Raw genomic sequence first — 17280 nt, 5'->3', positions numbered from 1 at the left:
CAACGCTATTCCCACTGACGCCGAAGGGCAACGAAAGGATTACTGGGCTGGTGAATGCACTGCAACGGACGCGCGCTCAACCGGCGGGCATTCGATCTTGACAGCCGACTCCAGGGGAGCGGCGTCGAGGCCCAAGAGCATGCGTACGCCCGCAGCGCCCAATTCGTAGTGAGGCAATGACACGGTGGACAGCGGCGGACGCAGGTGGGCTGCGATGACTTCCTGGTTATCGAAACCCACCACGGCCATGTCGTCCGGAATGGACAGCCCGTTTTCCCGCAGGCCATCGTAAAGTCCCATGGCCATGCGGTCGTTGTAGCAGTACACCGCACAGACCTCGAGCTTGAGCAGGTCGCCAGTGGCGCCGTAGCCGCCCTCCTGATCCGGGTAGGCCTCCAGCACCAGCGCGGGATCGAAGGGAATTCCGGCGGCGTCGAGTGCGTCCTTGTATCCCTGGAGTCGTCCGTCCCGGGCCGGTGCGGGGGTGGTGGCATTAATGAAGGCGATGCGGCGGTGGCCACCGCGGAGGAGGAGTTCCGTAGCCGATTGCCCGCCCTGTGTTTCGTCCGGGACCACGGCCCTGGCAGCTCCGGCCTCCGGGGAGAAACAGTTGACCAGGACAAAATCCGATTCCCGGAGGGTTGCCGGGATGTCGGTGGGGCGGTGGAACCAGGTGGAATACAGGATGCCGCGTACTTTGTACTCCAACATCATGGCAATCGCATCTTTTTCGAGCTCTTGATTGCCCTCGGTGTTCGCGATCAGCAGTGCGTAGCCATGTTTCCAGGCTTCGTCCTGGGCCCCATGAATGATTTGGCCGGCGAAGGGCGTAGTGGCTACGCCGTCGGCAACCAGTCCTATGAACTTGGACGTGCCGCTCACCAACGTTTGGGCCATGGCGTTGGGACGGTAGCCCAGTTGGGTGATCGCCGCGGTGACGCGTTGACGGGTTTCGTCGGCAATGCGGGCGTTTTTCTTCTTGTTGATCACCAGGGAGACCGTGGCAGTGGACACGCCGGCCAGTTCAGCAACTTCGCGGAGGGTCACCGGATGGGCGTGGCTTTTCTTGACAGGAACGCCCTGGGCGGCCGCGTTGCCTGACTCTCTCTCCTGCGAAATCATCTGTCCTCCATCAGGAGTATATCCGTCTGCCATGGGCGTCATCCCTTGTTCGCTCCGCTCTCAAGGCCTTGGATCATGGCCTTGTTAAGGACCAGGAACACCAGCAGCAACGGCGTGATGGTCACGCAGACGGCGGCGAAAGTTGCCGTCCAATCGACCTTGCCCATGGCGCCGATGTAGTTCTGCAGGCCCAGCGGGATGGTCTTGAGGTCTTCGGAAAGAACAAACGTGTTGGCGAAGATGAAGTCGTTCCAGATGAAGATACTGTTCACCAACACCACGGTGACCACCGTGTTGAGGGACAGCGGCAGGGTGATCAGGCCAAAGATCCTGTACGGGCCAGCCCCATCCAGTGATGCTGCCTCGTAGGTTTCCCGCGGAATGTATTCGAAGAAGGACGAGAAAAGGTAGATGGACATCGGCAGGGCGAAACCGGCCAGCGGAATGATCATCGACTGGTAGGTGTCCAGCAGGTTCACGGCGGAGTAGTCGATGAACAGCGGGACCAAAGCGATCTGGACGGGAACAATGATCCCGATCAGGAAGAGGCCCCGGACCAATTTGCTGAGGCGGAACCCAAGGACCTGGATGGCGTAGGCGGCCATCATGCCGAACAAGACAATGAGGATGTTGGCGCCCATGGTGACGATGAAACTGTTCAGGATGTTCCGCCCGAGGTCACCGGTTTCGAAGGCCCGGGCGTAGTTCTCCCAGGTCAAGGAGCTGGGAAGCGCGAACGGATCACCCGTGGCAAAGTCGTGTTCTGTCCGCAGGCTGGTCAGGAACAGCCAGGCGAGCGGGTAGACCTGGACGATCACGATGAGCATGATCAGGACCCGCGAGAGCGTTCGGTACAAGCTTGGCTTCCGCCGCCGTCGCTGATGAACCGGGGAAGACGGAGCCGAAGCGCGCGGAGTAGCCGGTGCTGTCTGGGTGATCATTAATCTGCCTTCCGCTTGAGCATGAACAAGATGAGGCCGACGGCGACGAGGCACTCGATCACGATGAAGACGGAGATGGTGCTTGCGTAGCCAAAATCCGTGCTGGTGAAGGCTGTCTTGTACATATAGGTAGTGAGCAGCTCGGAGGATTGTCCCGGGCCGCCATTGGTCATGAGGTAGGGGATGTCGAAGCCCCGCAAGCCGTACGTGGTGGCCATGATGGTGGTGGTAATCCAGACGGGTCGTATGTAGGGGAAGCGGATCTTGGTGAAGAGCGTCCACTTCGAAGCGCCGTCCAGGACCGCGGCTTCTTCGAGTTCCTTGGGCACGGCGATCAGTGCCGCGTAAATGATGAGCATGTAAAGCCCGGTGAACCGCCATCCTTCCGGGGCGGACACGGCGGCCAGGACGGTGTTGACGTCGGACAACCAGGCCCGTTCAAAGGAACCCAGCCCCACCCAGTGCAGCAGCTGGTTCAGCAGTCCGACTGGATCAATGGAGTAGATACGGACGAAGAGGAACGCAATGGCGACCGTGGAGATCACGGCAGGAAGCAAATACAGGGTCTTGATCAGTTCACGTCCCCGGCGCAGGGAAGTGAGCAGGCTGGCGACAACCAGTGCACCGCCCAATTGCAGGACCAAGCAAATGGCCAGGTAGATGAGGGCGTTGAAGAAGGAGCGCCAGAAGATGTCATCAGCAGTCAGCATTCGGACGTAGTTGGCAAGACCTACGAACTCCATGTCGCTGATGCCGTTCCAGGAGAAAAAGCTCAGGAACAGGGATTGAAGAATCGGGAAGAGGACAGCTGCGCAGTAGAGCAGCAGGGGTGGGAGCAGGAAAACCAGGACTGAGGTCCTTGACCTGTTGGGAAGCATGGTGGGCCTTTCGGGGGGGGGGGGGGGGGGGGGCCCCCCCCCGGGGGGGGTGGTTTTAATAATGGGGGGGGGTGGTGGGTTGGGGGGGGGGGGGGGGTGGGGTGTGTGTGCGGGGGGGGGGCGCACCCACCCCCCGTCTTTGCTGTGGTGGTGTGTGTGGGGCCGGGGGGGGGGGGGGGGGGGGGGGCCCCCCCCCCCCCCCCCCCCGCTTCGGTTTACTTGAAGAACTTGGGCGCGTTCTGCTTGATGGCGTCGTCCATGGTCTTGGTGAACTGTTCGGGCGTGATGTTGCCTTGGACCAGGAGGACGAGCTCTTGTTGCAGGCGCCCGTTGGTGGTGGGATCCAGCTGGGTGTCCCACGGCATGGCTTGCTTCTCCCCGAGTGTGTTGGCCGTTTCGAGTGCCTTCTTATACAGCGGGGTGGCGTTCGCGGGGACGGTCGTCTGCACATTGGTGGTGGGGGAGAGCGCTCCGGTGGCCGCGTATTCTGCCGGGTACTTCTCCAAAGCAAACTTCAGGAAGTCGCTGACGAGCGGATCGTACGTCTTTGAGTTCACTGCCATGCCGATGCCGGAGGGTGAGACGAACTCGTTGGCCGCCGTCACGGAACCCGACGTGGTGGGAAGGGTGAAGAAGTCGATGTCGTCCCGGACATCGGGGTTGAGCTTGTCGGTTGCCAGGCTGGGCAGCTCCCACGTGCCGATGTTGTACATCGCGGCCTGGCCGGAGGTGAACTGGTTCTGCGCGTCCGAGTAGCCTTGCGCGGAGAAACCATCCTGGAAGCACTTGGCCTTACCGAGTTCAGCCATCCATTGAACAGTCTTTTGGCCCGCGGGATCGCTGAACGCAGCCTCGCCCTTCTTCAGTTTCTGGACGAAATCCGGTCCAGCGGCCCGGAACGGCTGGTACGCGACGTAGCGTTCCAGCGGCCACTGGTCCTGCCCGTCGATGGCGATCGGCGTGATTCCTGCGTTGCGCAAAGCGGTGCACATCGCGGGGACGTCGTCCAAGGACGCAGGCACAGCCACGCCGGCTTTTTCCAGCAAGGCCTTGTTGTACCAGATGAATTCCAGCTCGAACTGGAACGGGATCATGTACAGGGAGCCGTCGTCGAAGCGTTGGTAGTCCAGCGCGCCGGGGCGGTAGTCGTCATAGAGGTCCAGCGACTTCAGCAGCTTGTCGGCGTCCACCATCTTGCCTTGCTTCGCCAACTGCTGGGCGAAGGGGGTGGCGTCCGTGTCAAACAGCTCGGGGAGCTTGTTTGCCGCGGCCAGGGTTTCGAGTTTCTGGATGTAGGAGGGGCGGTCCGGGGTGGTGATGAGGTTCAGTGCGAAGCCCGGGTGGTCCTTGGCGTAGTCATCGGCGAGCTTCTTCATGATGTTGATCACCGCTCCATCGGCGGGCCTGGAGAGGAGCCACGATATTTCGCGGGGTTTGATCTCCCCGGTGGGGCTGACGTTGGCGGGGTCGCTGGTGCTCCCTCCGCCGCCGCAGGCCGTCAACGCCAAGGCTGCGACGGCTGCGACGGCGGCAGCACGGAATAGTTTCTTCATTGCGGCAATCTCCCTTGATTGGAACAGAGGTTGGTTGGGGTAGGGCGGAGTATTCAGTTGTCGGTGCGCTGACGTATCTCAAGTTCGGTGACAGTGACGTTTCCTTCGCCGGCGAAGACGCCGATCCGTCCGGAAGCGAGGTCGTAAATCCTGGCGCTGAGCGCCACCTGACGGTCGAGGGGGGGGGCGGCCCAGAGGGCCGGGGGGGCGGGCACCCAGGGGGGGGGCGCGCCGGGGGGGGGGCCACTGGGCCGCTCCTGTGCGACGGCGAAGGGGAGGGCGCCGGAGACGTGCCACTGCGCAGCGCCTGTGAGGGTGCGCGGCCAGCGGTCGAAGACGAGCCGGCCGCGCTTGGGTTCCAGACGCAGGACGTAGGAATGGTCGCCGTCGTGGCTTGAGCGGAGCAGCAGCCCGCACTCGGTGGTGTTGGCCGCGATGTCCAGCACAGCCTTGGCGTAGAACTGATCCGGCAGCTCTTCCGCGGAGATCAGGGCGGAGTATCCGTCCGGCACGGCCAGCCGGGCCGGCAACGCGCTGGTCAGGGATACCGGAACGTCGTCCCAGAAGCTCTCCACCAGCTCATCCGCGAAGGAGAAAGCGAGTGTCCCGTCGGGGTTTTGGCGGGCTTCCAGCACGGACATGGTGCCAGCCCACTGCCACGGCCCTTGATCGCGGTTGCCTTCCTTGCTGGCGATCCATCCGAAGAAGAATCGTCGCCCGTCGCGCTCGGCGGACTTTGACGCGTAGAAGGCGCGCCCGTCGATGCTGTCCAGGTCCGGCACGATCCATGGCCCATCCGGGCTCTTGGCCATCCGGTAGCGGGTGGTGAACGATTCCGAGAACTCGGAGTACACCATGTACCACCAGTCACCCCAGGCGAACACGTCCGGGCATTCGTGGGTGATGTAACGGCGCGGATCCCAGAACGGCTCGGTATGCTGCCAGGTCATCAGATCACTGGACACACACTGCGCGATGACTCCGCGGCGCCGTTCAGGCCCGGTGGAATGCCGGGCTGCCAACAGCATCCTCCATTGCGACTTGCTGTCATCCCAAAACACGAAGGGATCCCGCCAGTCACCGGACTCGTAACCGTCCGGAGCGCCGAAAGTCAGTTCCGGGTGTTTTTGCCAGGTCCGCATGCCATCGGTGCTCGTGGCGTGCATGACCAGCTGGAGCGGCGCGCCGTCGGGTCCCAGGTTGCGGGGGTTCTGGCCTGTGTAGAACAAGTGGTGGATGCCGGACTCGTCCGTGACGATGCTGCCGGTATAGGCGTTGAAGTCCAGGTCGGTTTCGCTGCCATGGTGCAGGGAAACGCCGTGGTCCTCAAACTGCGTGAGGTCCTTGGTGGTGACAAGGTTCCATGAGGTTCCGGGCTTCGGGTCGGAGCGGTCTTCGTGAAGGTAGAAGAGCCAGAACTCCCCGTCCTTCTCGAAGGGGATGAGGTCCCCAACCCATCCGTCGGCGGGTTGGAAGAAGACTGAGCGTTTCATCTGCGCTGATGTCCATTCTGCTAAAGCGTTTGATCACTCGTAAGCTAGCGCGAAAACCATCAGTGTTCAAGCGTTTTAGCAAAATTCATTTTCAGTAAAAGTAGTGGTGCTAAAACGCTTGACCGTCGGAACCCCTGCCACTAATGTCCTGCGTAGCCGATGACTTACCGGACCGCTCGATGCTGAGCCGTACGGACCAGGCCACGAGTACCGATCCAGCTCTCCCACATGACGTGCAGCATCAGGCTGCCCGGGAACCGCATCCGGCAGCCCGCGCCCGTTCATTACCGCCGAATGACGTTTGGCGCGCCGTCGTGCCTGCCAAACCTTGAGAGGAAACGAATCAATGACGTATGACATCTCTCGCCGCACTGCCCTGCAAGGTGCAGGAGTTGGCGCACTGGCACTCTTGATGTCCAGTGCCGTCCCTGTAGCAGCGCACGCCCAGGCATCCCTCCGGGCGATCTACCACATGACTCCGCCATCGGGATGGCTGTGTGATCCGCAGCGTCCCGTTCATACCAACGGCGCCTACCAGCTCTACTACCTGCACTCCGGCCAGAACAACGGACCGGGCGGATGGGACCACGCGACCACGAGTGACGGTGTGTCGTACACCCACCACGGCGTGGTGATGCCACTGCAGCCGGACTTCCCGGTGTGGTCGGGATCGGCCGTCGTGGACACCGCCAACACGGCAGGCTTCGGGGCGGGCGCCGTGATCGCGCTCGCCACCCAACCCACGGACGGCATCCGGAAATTCCAGGAACAGTATCTTTACTGGTCCACGGATGGCGGCTACACCTTTACCGCATTGCCTGACCCGGTGATCGTGAACACTGACGGACGAACGGCCACCACCCCCGCCGAGGTGGAGAACGCAGAATGGTTCCGCGACCCCAAGATCCACTGGGATGCGGCGCGGAACGAGTGGGTCTGTGTGATCGGCAGGGCCCGCTACGCTGCCTTCTACACCTCTCCCAATCTGAGGGACTGGCAATGGAAGTCCAACTTCGACTTCCCCAACCACGCCCTGGGCGGCATCGAATGCCCGGACCTCTTCGAGATGACCGCCGGAGACGGCACCCGGCATTGGGTGTTCGGCGCGAGCATGGACGCCTACAGCATTGGCCTGCCCATGACCTTTGCCTACTGGACAGGTTCATGGAACGGCACAGCGTTCATCGCGGACAACGTCACACCGCAGTGGCTTGACTGGGGATGGGACTGGTACGCCGCCGTGACCTGGCCGGCCGTGGAAGCACCTGAGACCAAGCGCCTTGCCACCGCGTGGATGAACAACTGGAAATACGCGGCCCGCGACGTGCCCACGGACGTATCCGATGGTTACAACGGACAGAATTCCATCACGCGCGAACTCAGGCTTGAGCGCCAATCGGGTGGCTGGTACACCTTGCTCAGCGCCCCCGTTCAGGCGCTTTCCAACTACGTCACGTCCACCACCACCCTTCCGGATCGCAGCGTCAACGGCAGCTTCGTACTGCCGTGGGGTGGGCGGGCGTATGAACTGGAGCTCGATATCTCCTGGGACACGGCCGCGAACGTTGGGGTATCGGTGGGCCGCTCGCCGGATGGCGCGCGCCACACCAACATCGGGAAGTACGGTGCTGAACTGTACGTCGACCGCGCACCCTCGGACCAAAGCGGCTACGCACTGGCGCCGTACACGCGCGCTGCAGCACCCATCGACGCCAACGCGCGGTCTGTTCACCTGCGCATATTCGTTGACACGCAAAGTGTGGAGGTGTTTGTGAACTCCGGGCATACGGTGGTCTCCCAGCAGGTGCATTTCGCAGACGGCGACACAGGGATTTCCCTCTATGCCGACGGCGGCCCGGCCAACTTCACCGGAATCACCATCCGCGAGTTCGGGAACGCCATTTAAGGACCGTCCACCAAGGCGGAAAGTACGACGGCGACGCTCCAGCGGGCGGACGCGTCGCCGTCGTACGTCGCTGTCAGTTGATGGTTCCAGCCTTGACAACCGGGACGCTGCCACGACACTGATTGCATGTACAGGAACAGCCGTGTGTCCGCCCAGTTTTCGATGTCCCTCGACGGCTTCATTGCCCGCGACGATGACGGGATCGGCCCCCTATTCGACTGGTACGAGGCCGGAAGCGTTGAAACCTGGATGCCGGGACACCCTGTTCCGTTCCACCTCAGCGAGGCCGATGCTGCGTACTGGACCTCCCTTCCGCGCGAGGGCGCGTTCATCGCCGGCCGCCGAATCTTCGACATGACGAAAGGGTGGGGCGGGCATCCACCCAACGAATCGCCGACGGTGGTGTTGACCCACCGCGAACCCCCGGCGGATTGGCCGCCCATCAGGCGGGACGGCAGGCCCGTGCCGTTCGAGTTCGTCGCGGACCTGGAATCGGCATTTGATCGTGCTGCCGACCTCGCGGCAGGCGGAGAAATTGGCGTCGCGGGCGCGGACGTCGTTCAGCAGTGCTTGCGCCGCGGGCTGGTCGACGAACTGCGCGTGGACCTCGTGCCGGCACTGCTCGGGAGCGGCATACGGTGGTTCGGAGAGCTCGATGGTGACATCATGCTTGACGAGCCGGTGATCGTTCCGGGTAACCGGGTGACCCACTTGATCTACCGGGTACGTCGCTGAGGGCTCAGGTGTTGAGCTCAAGCATCAGTGCCGGCAGTTCGGCGGCCAGTTCGCGTGCCAGGAAACCCAGCGGGCCGAGCTTGCTGGCCAAACGGTCCGCCGCCGCAGCGTGAAGGTGGGTTCCCCAACAGGCGGCCTGCGCGTCGCTGGTTCCCCGCGCCCGCAGCCCGGCGACGGCGCCAGCGAGAACGTCACCGCTGCCGGACGTCCCCAGTCCGCCGTGCCCGGTGGTGATCTTCCAAAACTTCGCGCCGGCGCCCGACGGCTCGGCAATGACGCCCTGGCAGCTCACCACGGCATCAAACCGATCTGCCACGGCGGCAACATCGCGTTCGAGGTCTTTCACGTCCCGACCAGCAGCGCCGCGCCGGGCGTGGTCCGGGCCCCTCCGATCACCAGCACAGCTCCCCGCGAGTACTTGTCCTCGCCCGGTTCCGGCAACGGCCAGTCACGCAGCAGCGAGGGCGTCACCAGGATGGTGGCACCGGATTCACTGCGGGTGGACATTGGCGTCCCCTGCATGTTCGGTCACTGCCACTCCCTGCTCGGCCAGATGGTCAGCCACATTGAAACTCTCCAGTTCCCAGGGGCCCGCACCCGTAGGACGCACGTAACGGGTGATCGACGCATTCAGCACCGACGTGGTCGCCTGGATGGTCTCGGCTCCGGCCAAGCTCGCCTCTGTCGCGGCCACGTTGCCTTCGCTTTCACCGTGCCGGATCAGCAGCAACTCCACGGCACCGGCTTCCTGCACCGCGTCCGTCAGCCCGTCCTCGTTCACAAAGATCACTCCTCCGCGTGCGTTGCCGAATGCAGAACACTACCCACTGGGTACCCACCGGTCCAGAGAATAAACGCACGACGGCGATCGGGGAACCCTGTTCCCGGAACCCGCGGTGAAGTAGGTTGCTCGCATGGAGGACTCATATCAGGTCATCATTGCCGGTGCCGGATTCGCCGGAGTTGCAGCTGCCAAAGAACTTGGCCGCAAGGGTGTGCGCGTCTTGCTGATCGACTCAAACAACTACCACCAGTTCCAGCCACTCCTATATCAGGTAGCGACGTCCCAGATTGGCGTGTCGGCCATCGCCCGGCCGCTGCGTTCAGTTTTCCGCCGCTACAAGACGGTGAAAGTCCTGACCGCCAAGGTGGACACCGTCAATGCGGGAGAGCGGGCGGTCACAACTGCTGATGGCCAAACGATGCGCGCCGAAATCCTGGTTATTGCTGTCGGGGCCGTCCCGAACTTCTTCAACACCCCTGGGGCGGAAGAACTGGCTTTCCCGTTGTATTCCGTCACCGACGCCACCCGGCTCGGCACAGGCCTGACGCTGTTGCTGGACCAGGCGGACAGAAAGCCTGACGGTTCCGTGGATGTAGTAGTGGTGGGAGGCGGCCCCACTGGAGTTGAAACTGCCGGGGCAATGGCCGAGAACGTCAAGTACGTGGTTCGCAAATACTTCTCGCCGGAGCTCGCAGCGCGCTGCCGTGTGCACCTCGTGGACATGGTTCCCAGCGTGTTGAACATGTTCTCCTCAAAATCCCAGAGCTACGCAACAGAACACTTGAAGAAGGTGGGGGTCCAACTTCACATGGGAGTTGGTGTTACCGAGGTCCGCGCTGACGGCGTGACCTTGGCCGATGGGAGTTCCGTACCTGGCCAGATCGTGGTGTGGGCCGGAGGCCTGAAAGCGGGCGATCTTATTGCCGGCTCCGGACTGACCCAGGGGAGAGGGGGCCGCATTGACGTTGATACGGACCTGACTGCTCCGGATGTGGAGGGCGTGTACGTCGTCGGGGATTGCGCCAACATCACCGATTCCACGGGTGCGAAGTTGCCGCAGCTGGGGTCGGTGGCTCAACAGGCAGGTAAGTGGGCCGCATCAAACATCCTTGCGGATCTCAAGGGTGGGACCCGTACCCCGTTCCGATACGTCGACAAGGGGTACATGGCGATGATCGGACGGGGTGCCGCCGTTGCGGAGCTCGGCCGCAAACGGATCCAGTTGCAGGGCGTTTTTGCCTTCCTTTCATGGCTGTTGGTACATCTGGCCCTGTTGTCGGGCTTGCAACAAAAGATCCGTGCCCTGTTTTCGTGGCTCAACGGATACATCCTTCACAGCCCCGCTCAAGTGGTGGTCAGCGGGCCTATCGAAAAGGAAGGGCCCGAGCAGGCGGCCAGCGGGAAGCCATGATGTCACGTCCTTCGGGTCGAGGGTGTGCGCAAGCTGCGAAGATATGAGTAGGAATCCCGAACAAGGAGCATCATGACCCTCAAAGAACGCCTGAAGGCCGACGTCGTTGACCACATGAAAGCCGGAAACAAGATCGCGCTGACCACGGTGCGCAACGTGCTGGGTGAGATCACCACACGGGAGAAGTCGGGCAAGACCCCTGTGGAACTCGACGACGTGCAAGTGACGTCGCTGCTGCAGAAGGAAGCTGCGAAGCGCCGGGATACGGCCCGTATTTACACCGAGGCCGGCGAGGCGGACCGGGCGGCAGCCGAGGTGGCAGAAGCGGAGATCATCGAGGAATACCTTCCCAAGGCACTCACCCGGGAAGAAGTGGAATCCATCGTTGACGAAGCCATCGACGCCCTGAAGGCCGACGGCCAGGAACTTTCCATGCGTTCCATTGGGGCCGTCATGAAGCCCGTCACCGCCAAGGTAGCCGGTCGTTTCGACGGCAAGACCGTCAGCGAAATTGTGCGCGGACGCTTGGCCTAGAGCAACCCCGCAAACAGGTCAGTGTTTGGCGGCCGTTCGGGCCATCAAGGCCCGGAGGTCGTCGGCTACCTTGGCTACCTCGCGTTGGCGGGCGCTTCGGTGAGGCCTTGATTCATGGCCCGCCGGCCTGGCTTTAGGAGGAGTGGCACGGAGCTGCGGATCGCGACGGAACGCTGCGTCGCGTCCAATCTTGGGATCACGCACTGGGGCGTCAACGCTGACGGAGCCCTGCAGGGGATCGTGGAAGAGCGGAAGGTTCATGGTCACTGATCCTGACACATGCGCTCGCCCTCCGATATGGACAACCGCCCACGATCTACCCGAATGACTGTGCAGATGTCCATTCGGGCTGTAGCGCGTGCCTAGCCCCAGAGCGCCTTCTTGAGCAGCGCCCTCAGTTGCACATTCTCCTCGTCGGTCAATGCGGCGAGCTGCGTCTCCTCGCAAACTTCCAGCGCGGCCCGCGCCTTGTTGTGGATCCGCCGGCCCTCGGCTGTGGAGACGATGATCTTCGCCCGGCGGTCCTGCTTGCCCTGGGCTCGTGTGACCAGGCCGCGGTGTTCGAGATCGTCCACGAGGCTGACCACCTGGCTTGGGTCCAGGCTGAGGAAATCAGCGAGCTCCCGCTGCGTGGGTTCCAGCCCGCTGCACGCGAGAGTCAGCACGGAAAATGAGCGTTCCCTCAGTCCGTAATCCGCCAGCGCCTTGTTGTTCAGCAGCGAACCCGTGGCGTGCAGTTTGGCCAGCAACAGGCCCACATCACTGCCGATTTTTGCTGCGGCCAGGCGCGGGGTTTCCACTTCGGTGCTTTGCGGGCCCATGACAACTCCAATAGTAATGAAAAACAATCGTTGACTTTTTCAATGATCCGTATTCTCATTGATCATGACAAGGATCTCACGATGCTGTGGGATCGGCCCCACCGGCGTCAGCCGGTTACTGCATGCGAAGGAGCACGCCATGAGCTTGAACGGCAAGGTTGCAATCGTTACTGGGAGTGGGCAGGGTCTTGGACTCGCTTACGCGAGGGAACTCGCCCGCCGGGGTGCCGCCGTCGTGATTAATGACGTGAATGCTGAGACTGCGGCGGAGGCTGTTGCGCTGATTGAGGCCGACGGCGGTCGGGCTACGGCGGTGGTGGTTCCGGTGGGTTCGACGGATGCTGCGAAGGCGTTGGTGGCCGGTGCTGTGGAGGCGTTTGGCGGGCTGGACATTCTGGTGACGAACGCCGGGATTCTGCGGGACAAGAGCTTGTTGAAGATGACGGATGAGGATTTTGACGTCGTCATCAACGTCCACCTGAAAGGCACATTCACGTGTGTCCGTGAGGCGTTTGCGTACTTCAAGGAGAACAACATCCCCGGCCGGATCATCACGATTGGTTCGCCGACCGGCCAGCGCGGCAACTTTGGCCAGAGCAATTACGCCGCGGCGAAGGCCGGCATCGTCGGCATGGTGCGCACGTGGGCCCTGGAGATGAAGAGGGCCGGTGTGACGGTGAATTCGGTGATTCCGGTGGCGGCAACAGCAATGACCAAGACGGTGCCGTATTTCCAGAAAGCTGTCGAGGCTGACGAGCGTGGCGAGGCGATGCCGTCGTTCTTCCGTCACGATCTTGGTTTTGGAACGGCCGACGACGTTGCCGGGCTGATTGCCTTCCTCGCCTCTGATGAGGCCACCGGGATCACGGGCCAGGCGATTGGTGCCGGTGGTGACCGGTTGCAGGTCTGGACGCACCCGACCGCGGCGAGCACTGAGTACCGAGAGGGCGGCTGGAGCTACGAGGCGCTGCAGGAGAACGCCGGCTCGCTGTTTGGCGCAGAGGCGCTGCAGAGCTTCGGCGAGGAATTCCTGCCCTTGCCCGCGGAGTTGCAGCCCGAGCCGGCTAAATCTGAAGCGGTTCAGGCGCGCTGATCATGGCAGACCGTTACGAACTGGGCATCGACGCCTCCGGGCTGGATGCGATCGACATGCATGTCCATCTCGAGGTGGACAGTTGCGGGCATGGCTCACTCCCGGAGGCGTTGACGGAGGCGTCGGCGAAGTACTTCAAGGCCGAGGACCGGACACCGTCGCTGGACAGGATTGCGGAGGTGTACCGCGAACTCAACATGGCCGCCGTCGTTTTCACGGTGGATGCCCGGACGCAGCTCAAGCACGAACCGAACAGCATCCCGGAGCTGATTGCCGGGGCTGCGCGGAACAATGATGTGCTGATTCCGTTCGGCAGTGTGGACCCGCGGACGGGGGAGGACGCGATCGCCGGGGCCAAGCACCAAGCTGTTGAGCTCGGCGCCCGGGGTTTCAAGTTCCATCCCTCGTTGCAGGGCTTCGACCCGTCCAATGAAGCGTTCTACCCGTTGTGGGAGGCCCTGCAGGAGTTGGGGTTGCCGTGTATTTTCCACACGGGCCAGAACGGCATGGGGGCTGGTCTTCCGGGCGGGTATGGGATCAAGCTGGCGTACTCGAACCCGTTGTTGCTCGATGCGGTGGCTGCTGATTTCCCGGGCCTACAAATCATCATGGCCCACCCCTCGGTGCCGTGGCAGGACGAGGCGAACTCGATCGCGACGCACAAGTCCAACGTGTTCATCGACCTGTCCGGGTGGTCGCCGAAGTACTTCCCGGAATCCTTGGTGAAAGCCTCGAATTCGGTGTTGCAGGACAAGGTGTTGTTCGGCACGGACTTCCCGCTGATCACCCCGCAAAAGTGGCTGGGCGCATTCGCGGACCTGCCGCTCAAGGACGAGGTCCGTCCCAAGATCCTCAAGGACAACGCGGTCCGGCTCCTGGGACTGGGCGGCTTGGGATGAGCACCACGACGACAGCAACAGGTGTGGAGCAGCGGCTGTACTCCGTCGCCGACTGGTACGACGCCGAAGCGCTCCTGACCACCGAAGAGCGCCGGGTTTTGGGCCGCTTGCGGGACTTCCTGGAGACCGCGGCCAAGCCGTTGCTGGCCGAGTATTGGGAGCGTGGGGAGTTCCCTGAGCAGTTGGCCCGGCCGTTGATTGATCTTGACCTGATGGAGCCGGCCGAGCTGACCGTTGAGGCTCCCGCGCGGGGGATCTTCCACGGGTTCCGGAATTTCGAGCTCGCCCGCACGGATGCTTCATTGGCTACTTGGTTCAACGCCCAGTCTGGTTTGTTCCGGACCGCGATCCGCGTCGGTGCCTCCGAGGAGCAGCAGAAGGAATGGATGCCCAGGGTCCTGGACTTCTCCCTCAAAGGCGTTTTCTCGTTGACCGAACCGGACCATGGTTCGGACATCGCTGGCGGGCTCGCCACCACCGCCCGCTACGAACCAAGCCCAGGAACAGACCCCGACGGCGGAACTGGATCCGACGGCGGTAGCTGGGTTCTGGACGGTGCGAAGCGGTGGATCGGGGGAGCCTCCACGGCGGATGTGTTGTGTGTGTTCGCCCGCGATGTCGCCGACGGGCAGGTCAAAGCTTTCCTCGTGGACCGCACCGCTCCCGGGGTGTCCCTGGAGAAGATCCAGGGTAAAACTTCGCTGCGGATGATGCAGAACGCCCACATCACCCTGGACAGTGTCCGGGTTCCGGAGGGAATGCGCCTGCATAACGTGAACTCGTTTAAGGACGTCGCGGCGATGCTGCGGGCGATGAGATCCGATGTTGCCTGGATCGCCACCGGTATCCAGGCCGGGGCGTTCGAAGCCGCCCTGGCGTATGTGAGGGAACGGCAGCAGTTCGGCCGGTCACTGGGTTCGTTCCAACTGGTCCAGGAGAAACTGGCCCGCATGCTGGGCAACATCACCGCGAGTTTGTCGTTGGTGGTGCGGCTCACCGAGCAGCAGGGCTGGGGGATCTACCGGGACCAGGACTCGGCCCTGGCCAAAATGCAGACGTCCCTGATGATGCGCGAAACCGTCGCCCTCGCCCGCGAAGTCGTGGGCGGCAACGGCATCACCCTCGCCGCCGACGTCGCGCGTTTCCACGCCGACGCCGAGGCTGTCTATTCCTACGAGGGCACCCACGAAATCAACGCCCTCATCATCGGCCGCGCCCTCACCGGCGCCAGCGCCTTTACCAACTAAATCTCTTCACACAACACCACAGGAGGCAAAGATGCCCAATCTCATCGTCGATTTCGACACCCTGCTCACCATGTCCGGCAAGGACCTCGGCACCACCGATTACCGTGAGATCACCCAGCAGCAGATCAACCTGTTCGCTGACGCGACGGACGACCAGCAGTGGATCCACACCGACCCCGAACGCGCCAAGGACGGTCCTTTCGGCGCCCCGATCGCGCATGGTTTCCTCACCTTGTCCCTGATCATCCCGTTCTGGGGCGAACTCTTCGACGTCGACGGGGTCACCACCAAGGTCAACTACGGCCTGGACAAAGTCCGCTTCACCTCCCCGGTGAAGGTCGGCTCCAAAGTCCGCATGCAGGGCAGCATCGCCGAAGTCACCGAAGTCAAGGGCGGCGCCCAGATCAAAGTCAACGCCACCATCGAAATCGAAGGCCAGGAACGCCCCGCCGTCGTCGCCGAATTCCTCGCCCGCTTCTACAAGTAACCCGCTTTCCTTCGCTAAGAAACCCACCCCTCCTCTCCCAAGGAACAGCCATGTCAGGACACACTGCGCTCGCTACGTCGAGCACGACCGCAAAGCGCAAGGAAGCGCGCACGGTCATCTTGTCCAGCTATCTGGGCAGCACCATCGAGTTCTACGACTTCCTGCTCTACGCAACTGCGGCGGCGGTCGCTTTCCCCAAAGTGTTCTTCGCCGGTACGGACGAATGGGTGGGCGTCGTTGCTGCTTACGCCACGTTCGCTGCGGGCTACGTTGCCCGGCCTCTGGGCGGCATCATCTTCGGCCACTTCGGTGACCGCATCGGACGCAAGGGCATGCTCATCGTGTCCATGGCCATGATGGGCATCGCCTCCACCCTGATCGGCCTGATTCCGGGCGCCAACGTCATTGGCCCCTGGGGTGCCGTGATCCTGGTGGTCTTGCGGGTCTGCCAGGGAATCGCCGTCGGAGGCGAATGGGGTGGAGCCGCCCTGATGGCTTTGGAGCACTCGGATCCCAAGCGACGCGGTTTCGCGGCGTCGTTCGTGAACGCCGGAGCTCCCACCGGCGCGGTCCTCGGCACCGTTGTCATGGGGATCTTCTCAGCGCTGCCACAGGACGCTTTCCTGGCGTGGGGTTGGCGCGTGCCGTTCCTGTTGTCCTTCGTGCTCCTGATCGTGGGCATGTTCGTAAGGCTCAGGGTTTCCGAGAGCCCCATCTTCGCCGAGGCCGTGGCGAAGGAAAGTGCCCAGGGTACCAAGCGCAAGATCCCGTTACTCGAAGTCCTGAAGCGTCCCAAGGCACTGATCATGATCATGTTCGCCGGCGCCGCGGGCTTCGGACTGCAGGTAGTACTGCCCACGTTCTCCGTGACCTACGCGGTCTCCAAGGGCGCACCGCAGCAGGGCGTGCTCTATGCGTTCGCGGGTGCCTCGGCCATCTCCATCCTGTTTGTCCTCCTGGGAGGCCGGCTGTCCGACCGCTTCGGCCGCCGTCCGGTGATGGTCACCGGTTTGGCCTTGTTCATCCTCTACCTGTTCCCAATGTTCGGGATGCTCAGCTCCGGCAACATCGGCCTCATCTTCCTGGCCTTCACCGTGGCGCTCATTCTGCACTCATCCCTGTACGGACCCCTCGCTGCGTTCGTGTCAGAACAGTTCGGCACCACCAACCGCTACACCGGCGCGGCTGTCGGCTACCAATTGGCCACGCTGATCGGGGCGGGCTTCACACCCGGGATCGTCGCCGGCCTCTACAAGGACGCCGGCCAGAGCATCGTCCCCGTGGTGGTGTTCCTGTCGGTCATGTCGCTGGTGTCGATTGTCTTCATCCTGCTGACGCGGGAGTCTAAGAACAACGACCTTTCCACGGTCAGTTAG

The 17280-nt window shown here is 62.7% G+C and carries 18 protein-coding genes and 1 pseudogene; 9 read left to right on the top strand and 10 right to left on the bottom strand.

Going from position 1 to position 17280, the window contains the following annotated elements; all coding sequences use genetic code 11:
* Positions 1–39 precede the first annotated feature (39 nt).
* The 5 genes from LN996_RS14115 to LN996_RS14095 all read right to left on the bottom strand — a co-directional run bounded on the left by LN996_RS14115 (position 40) and on the right by LN996_RS14095 (position 5987).
* Positions 40–1122 (bottom strand): LacI family DNA-binding transcriptional regulator, encoded by a 1083-nt coding sequence (locus tag LN996_RS14115; RefSeq protein ID WP_231341018.1) that lies wholly within the window; start codon positions 1120–1122, stop codon positions 40–42.
* Between the two features lie 38 nt (positions 1123–1160).
* Complete coding sequence (locus LN996_RS14110; protein WP_231340996.1) at positions 1161–2063, bottom strand: carbohydrate ABC transporter permease; 903 nt, start codon at positions 2061–2063, stop codon at positions 1161–1163.
* The gene (locus tag LN996_RS14105) at positions 2063–2941 is read right to left on the bottom strand and encodes a carbohydrate ABC transporter permease (protein WP_231340995.1); all 879 of its coding nucleotides are present in this window, start codon (positions 2939–2941) and stop codon (positions 2063–2065) included. The genes LN996_RS14110 and LN996_RS14105 overlap by 1 nt, the downstream gene beginning before the upstream one ends.
* A gap of 215 nt (positions 2942–3156) precedes the next feature.
* A complete protein-coding gene (locus LN996_RS14100; RefSeq protein WP_231340994.1) occupies positions 3157–4494 on the bottom strand; it encodes an ABC transporter substrate-binding protein in 1338 nt (445 codons plus the stop codon).
* 53 nt (positions 4495–4547) lie between these two features.
* A complete protein-coding gene (locus LN996_RS14095; RefSeq protein WP_231340993.1) occupies positions 4548–5987 on the bottom strand; it encodes a glycoside hydrolase in 1440 nt (479 codons plus the stop codon).
* A 346-nt stretch (positions 5988–6333) separates the two neighbouring features.
* On the opposite strand from LN996_RS14095, the gene LN996_RS14090 reads away from it, so the two are divergent.
* On the top strand, positions 6334–7893 hold the full coding sequence (locus LN996_RS14090) for a glycoside hydrolase family 32 protein (protein WP_231340992.1): 1560 nt from the start codon (positions 6334–6336) through the stop codon (positions 7891–7893).
* On the opposite strand, the gene LN996_RS23680 is transcribed toward LN996_RS14090, so the two are convergent.
* Positions 7890–8012 carry a hypothetical protein gene (locus LN996_RS23680; RefSeq protein ID WP_269215731.1) on the bottom strand — a complete coding sequence of 41 codons (123 nt, stop codon included), beginning with the start codon at positions 8010–8012 and terminating at the stop codon, positions 7890–7892. The two genes, LN996_RS14090 and LN996_RS23680, sit on opposite strands and share 4 nt — an antisense overlap.
* 7 nt (positions 8013–8019) lie before the next feature.
* Here LN996_RS23680 and LN996_RS14085 point away from each other — a divergent pair, with 7 nt between their 5' ends.
* Complete coding sequence (locus LN996_RS14085) at positions 8020–8628, top strand: dihydrofolate reductase family protein (RefSeq protein WP_231340991.1); 609 nt, start codon at positions 8020–8022, stop codon at positions 8626–8628.
* 4 nt (positions 8629–8632) lie between these two features.
* On the opposite strand, the pseudogene LN996_RS14080 reads toward LN996_RS14085, so the two are convergent.
* Together LN996_RS14080 and LN996_RS14075 are read right to left on the bottom strand one after the other, a co-directional pair.
* Positions 8633–9135, bottom strand: a pseudogene (locus LN996_RS14080) (NAD(P)H-hydrate dehydratase).
* Positions 9119–9409, bottom strand: a complete 291-nt coding sequence (locus tag LN996_RS14075; RefSeq protein ID WP_231340990.1) for a hypothetical protein — start codon at positions 9407–9409, stop codon at positions 9119–9121. Before LN996_RS14075 ends, LN996_RS14080 begins: the two are co-directional and overlap by 17 nt.
* Positions 9410–9542: 133 nt before the next feature.
* Between LN996_RS14075 and LN996_RS14070 the strand changes: the two genes are divergently transcribed.
* Positions 9543–10823, top strand: a complete 1281-nt coding sequence (locus tag LN996_RS14070; RefSeq protein ID WP_231340989.1) for an NAD(P)/FAD-dependent oxidoreductase — start codon at positions 9543–9545, stop codon at positions 10821–10823.
* 72 nt (positions 10824–10895) lie between these two features.
* A complete protein-coding gene (locus tag LN996_RS14065) occupies positions 10896–11357 on the top strand; it encodes a GatB/YqeY domain-containing protein (protein ID WP_231340988.1) in 462 nt (153 codons plus the stop codon).
* Positions 11358–11375: 18 nt separating this feature from the next.
* Here the strand turns inward: LN996_RS14065 and LN996_RS14060 are convergent, their stop codons facing one another.
* Both LN996_RS14060 and LN996_RS14055 read right to left on the bottom strand, forming a co-directional pair.
* A complete protein-coding gene (locus LN996_RS14060; RefSeq protein WP_231340987.1) occupies positions 11376–11618 on the bottom strand; it encodes a hypothetical protein in 243 nt (80 codons plus the stop codon).
* Positions 11619–11719: 101 nt separating this feature from the next.
* A complete protein-coding gene (locus tag LN996_RS14055) occupies positions 11720–12178 on the bottom strand; it encodes a MarR family winged helix-turn-helix transcriptional regulator (RefSeq protein WP_231340986.1) in 459 nt (152 codons plus the stop codon).
* A gap of 139 nt (positions 12179–12317) precedes the next feature.
* Between LN996_RS14055 and LN996_RS14050 the strand changes: the two genes are divergently transcribed.
* The 5 genes from LN996_RS14050 to LN996_RS14030 are packed head-to-tail and all read left to right on the top strand — an operon-like array spanning position 12318 to position 17280.
* A complete protein-coding gene (locus LN996_RS14050) occupies positions 12318–13271 on the top strand; it encodes an SDR family NAD(P)-dependent oxidoreductase (protein WP_231340985.1) in 954 nt (317 codons plus the stop codon).
* 2 nt (positions 13272–13273) lie between these two features.
* The gene (locus LN996_RS14045) at positions 13274–14170 is read left to right on the top strand and encodes an amidohydrolase family protein (protein ID WP_231340984.1); all 897 of its coding nucleotides are present in this window, start codon (positions 13274–13276) and stop codon (positions 14168–14170) included.
* Entirely contained in the window at positions 14167–15417 is a 1251-nt protein-coding gene (locus LN996_RS14040; protein WP_231340983.1) for an acyl-CoA dehydrogenase family protein, read from the top strand. The genes LN996_RS14045 and LN996_RS14040 overlap by 4 nt, the downstream gene beginning before the upstream one ends.
* 31 nt (positions 15418–15448) lie before the next feature.
* On the top strand, positions 15449–15904 hold the full coding sequence (locus LN996_RS14035) for a MaoC family dehydratase (RefSeq protein WP_231340982.1): 456 nt from the start codon (positions 15449–15451) through the stop codon (positions 15902–15904).
* A gap of 50 nt (positions 15905–15954) precedes the next feature.
* On the top strand, positions 15955–17280 hold the full coding sequence (locus LN996_RS14030; RefSeq protein ID WP_231340981.1) for an MFS transporter: 1326 nt from the start codon (positions 15955–15957) through the stop codon (positions 17278–17280).

Source organism: Arthrobacter sp. AK01, assembly GCF_021109375.1.
Taxonomy (GTDB): domain Bacteria; phylum Actinomycetota; class Actinomycetes; order Actinomycetales; family Micrococcaceae; genus Arthrobacter.
The sequence above is the reverse complement of the archived record's forward strand: the minus strand, read 5'-3'. Positions and strand labels throughout refer to the sequence as shown.

Coding starts and splice junctions, on each gene's coding strand:
- LN996_RS14035 (WP_231340982.1), top strand. CDS start 15,449: ATGCCCAATCTCATCGTCGATTTCGACACCCTGCTCACCATGTCCGGC.
- LN996_RS14070 (WP_231340989.1), top strand. CDS start 9,543: ATGGAGGACTCATATCAGGTCATCATTGCCGGTGCCGGATTCGCCGGA.
- LN996_RS14095 (WP_231340993.1), bottom strand. CDS start 5,987: ATGAAACGCTCAGTCTTCTTCCAACCCGCCGACGGATGGGTTGGGGAC.
- LN996_RS14045 (WP_231340984.1), top strand. CDS start 13,274: ATGGCAGACCGTTACGAACTGGGCATCGACGCCTCCGGGCTGGATGCG.
- LN996_RS14090 (WP_231340992.1), top strand. CDS start 6,334: ATGACGTATGACATCTCTCGCCGCACTGCCCTGCAAGGTGCAGGAGTT.
- LN996_RS14085 (WP_231340991.1), top strand. CDS start 8,020: ATGTACAGGAACAGCCGTGTGTCCGCCCAGTTTTCGATGTCCCTCGAC.
- LN996_RS14060 (WP_231340987.1), bottom strand. CDS start 11,618: ATGAACCTTCCGCTCTTCCACGATCCCCTGCAGGGCTCCGTCAGCGTT.
- LN996_RS14105 (WP_231340995.1), bottom strand. CDS start 2,941: ATGCTTCCCAACAGGTCAAGGACCTCAGTCCTGGTTTTCCTGCTCCCA.
- LN996_RS14040 (WP_231340983.1), top strand. CDS start 14,167: ATGAGCACCACGACGACAGCAACAGGTGTGGAGCAGCGGCTGTACTCC.
- LN996_RS14030 (WP_231340981.1), top strand. CDS start 15,955: ATGTCAGGACACACTGCGCTCGCTACGTCGAGCACGACCGCAAAGCGC.
- LN996_RS14110 (WP_231340996.1), bottom strand. CDS start 2,063: ATGATCACCCAGACAGCACCGGCTACTCCGCGCGCTTCGGCTCCGTCT.
- LN996_RS14115 (WP_231341018.1), bottom strand. CDS start 1,122: ATGATTTCGCAGGAGAGAGAGTCAGGCAACGCGGCCGCCCAGGGCGTT.
- LN996_RS14065 (WP_231340988.1), top strand. CDS start 10,896: ATGACCCTCAAAGAACGCCTGAAGGCCGACGTCGTTGACCACATGAAA.
- LN996_RS14055 (WP_231340986.1), bottom strand. CDS start 12,178: ATGGGCCCGCAAAGCACCGAAGTGGAAACCCCGCGCCTGGCCGCAGCA.
- LN996_RS14050 (WP_231340985.1), top strand. CDS start 12,318: ATGAGCTTGAACGGCAAGGTTGCAATCGTTACTGGGAGTGGGCAGGGT.
- LN996_RS14100 (WP_231340994.1), bottom strand. CDS start 4,494: ATGAAGAAACTATTCCGTGCTGCCGCCGTCGCAGCCGTCGCAGCCTTG.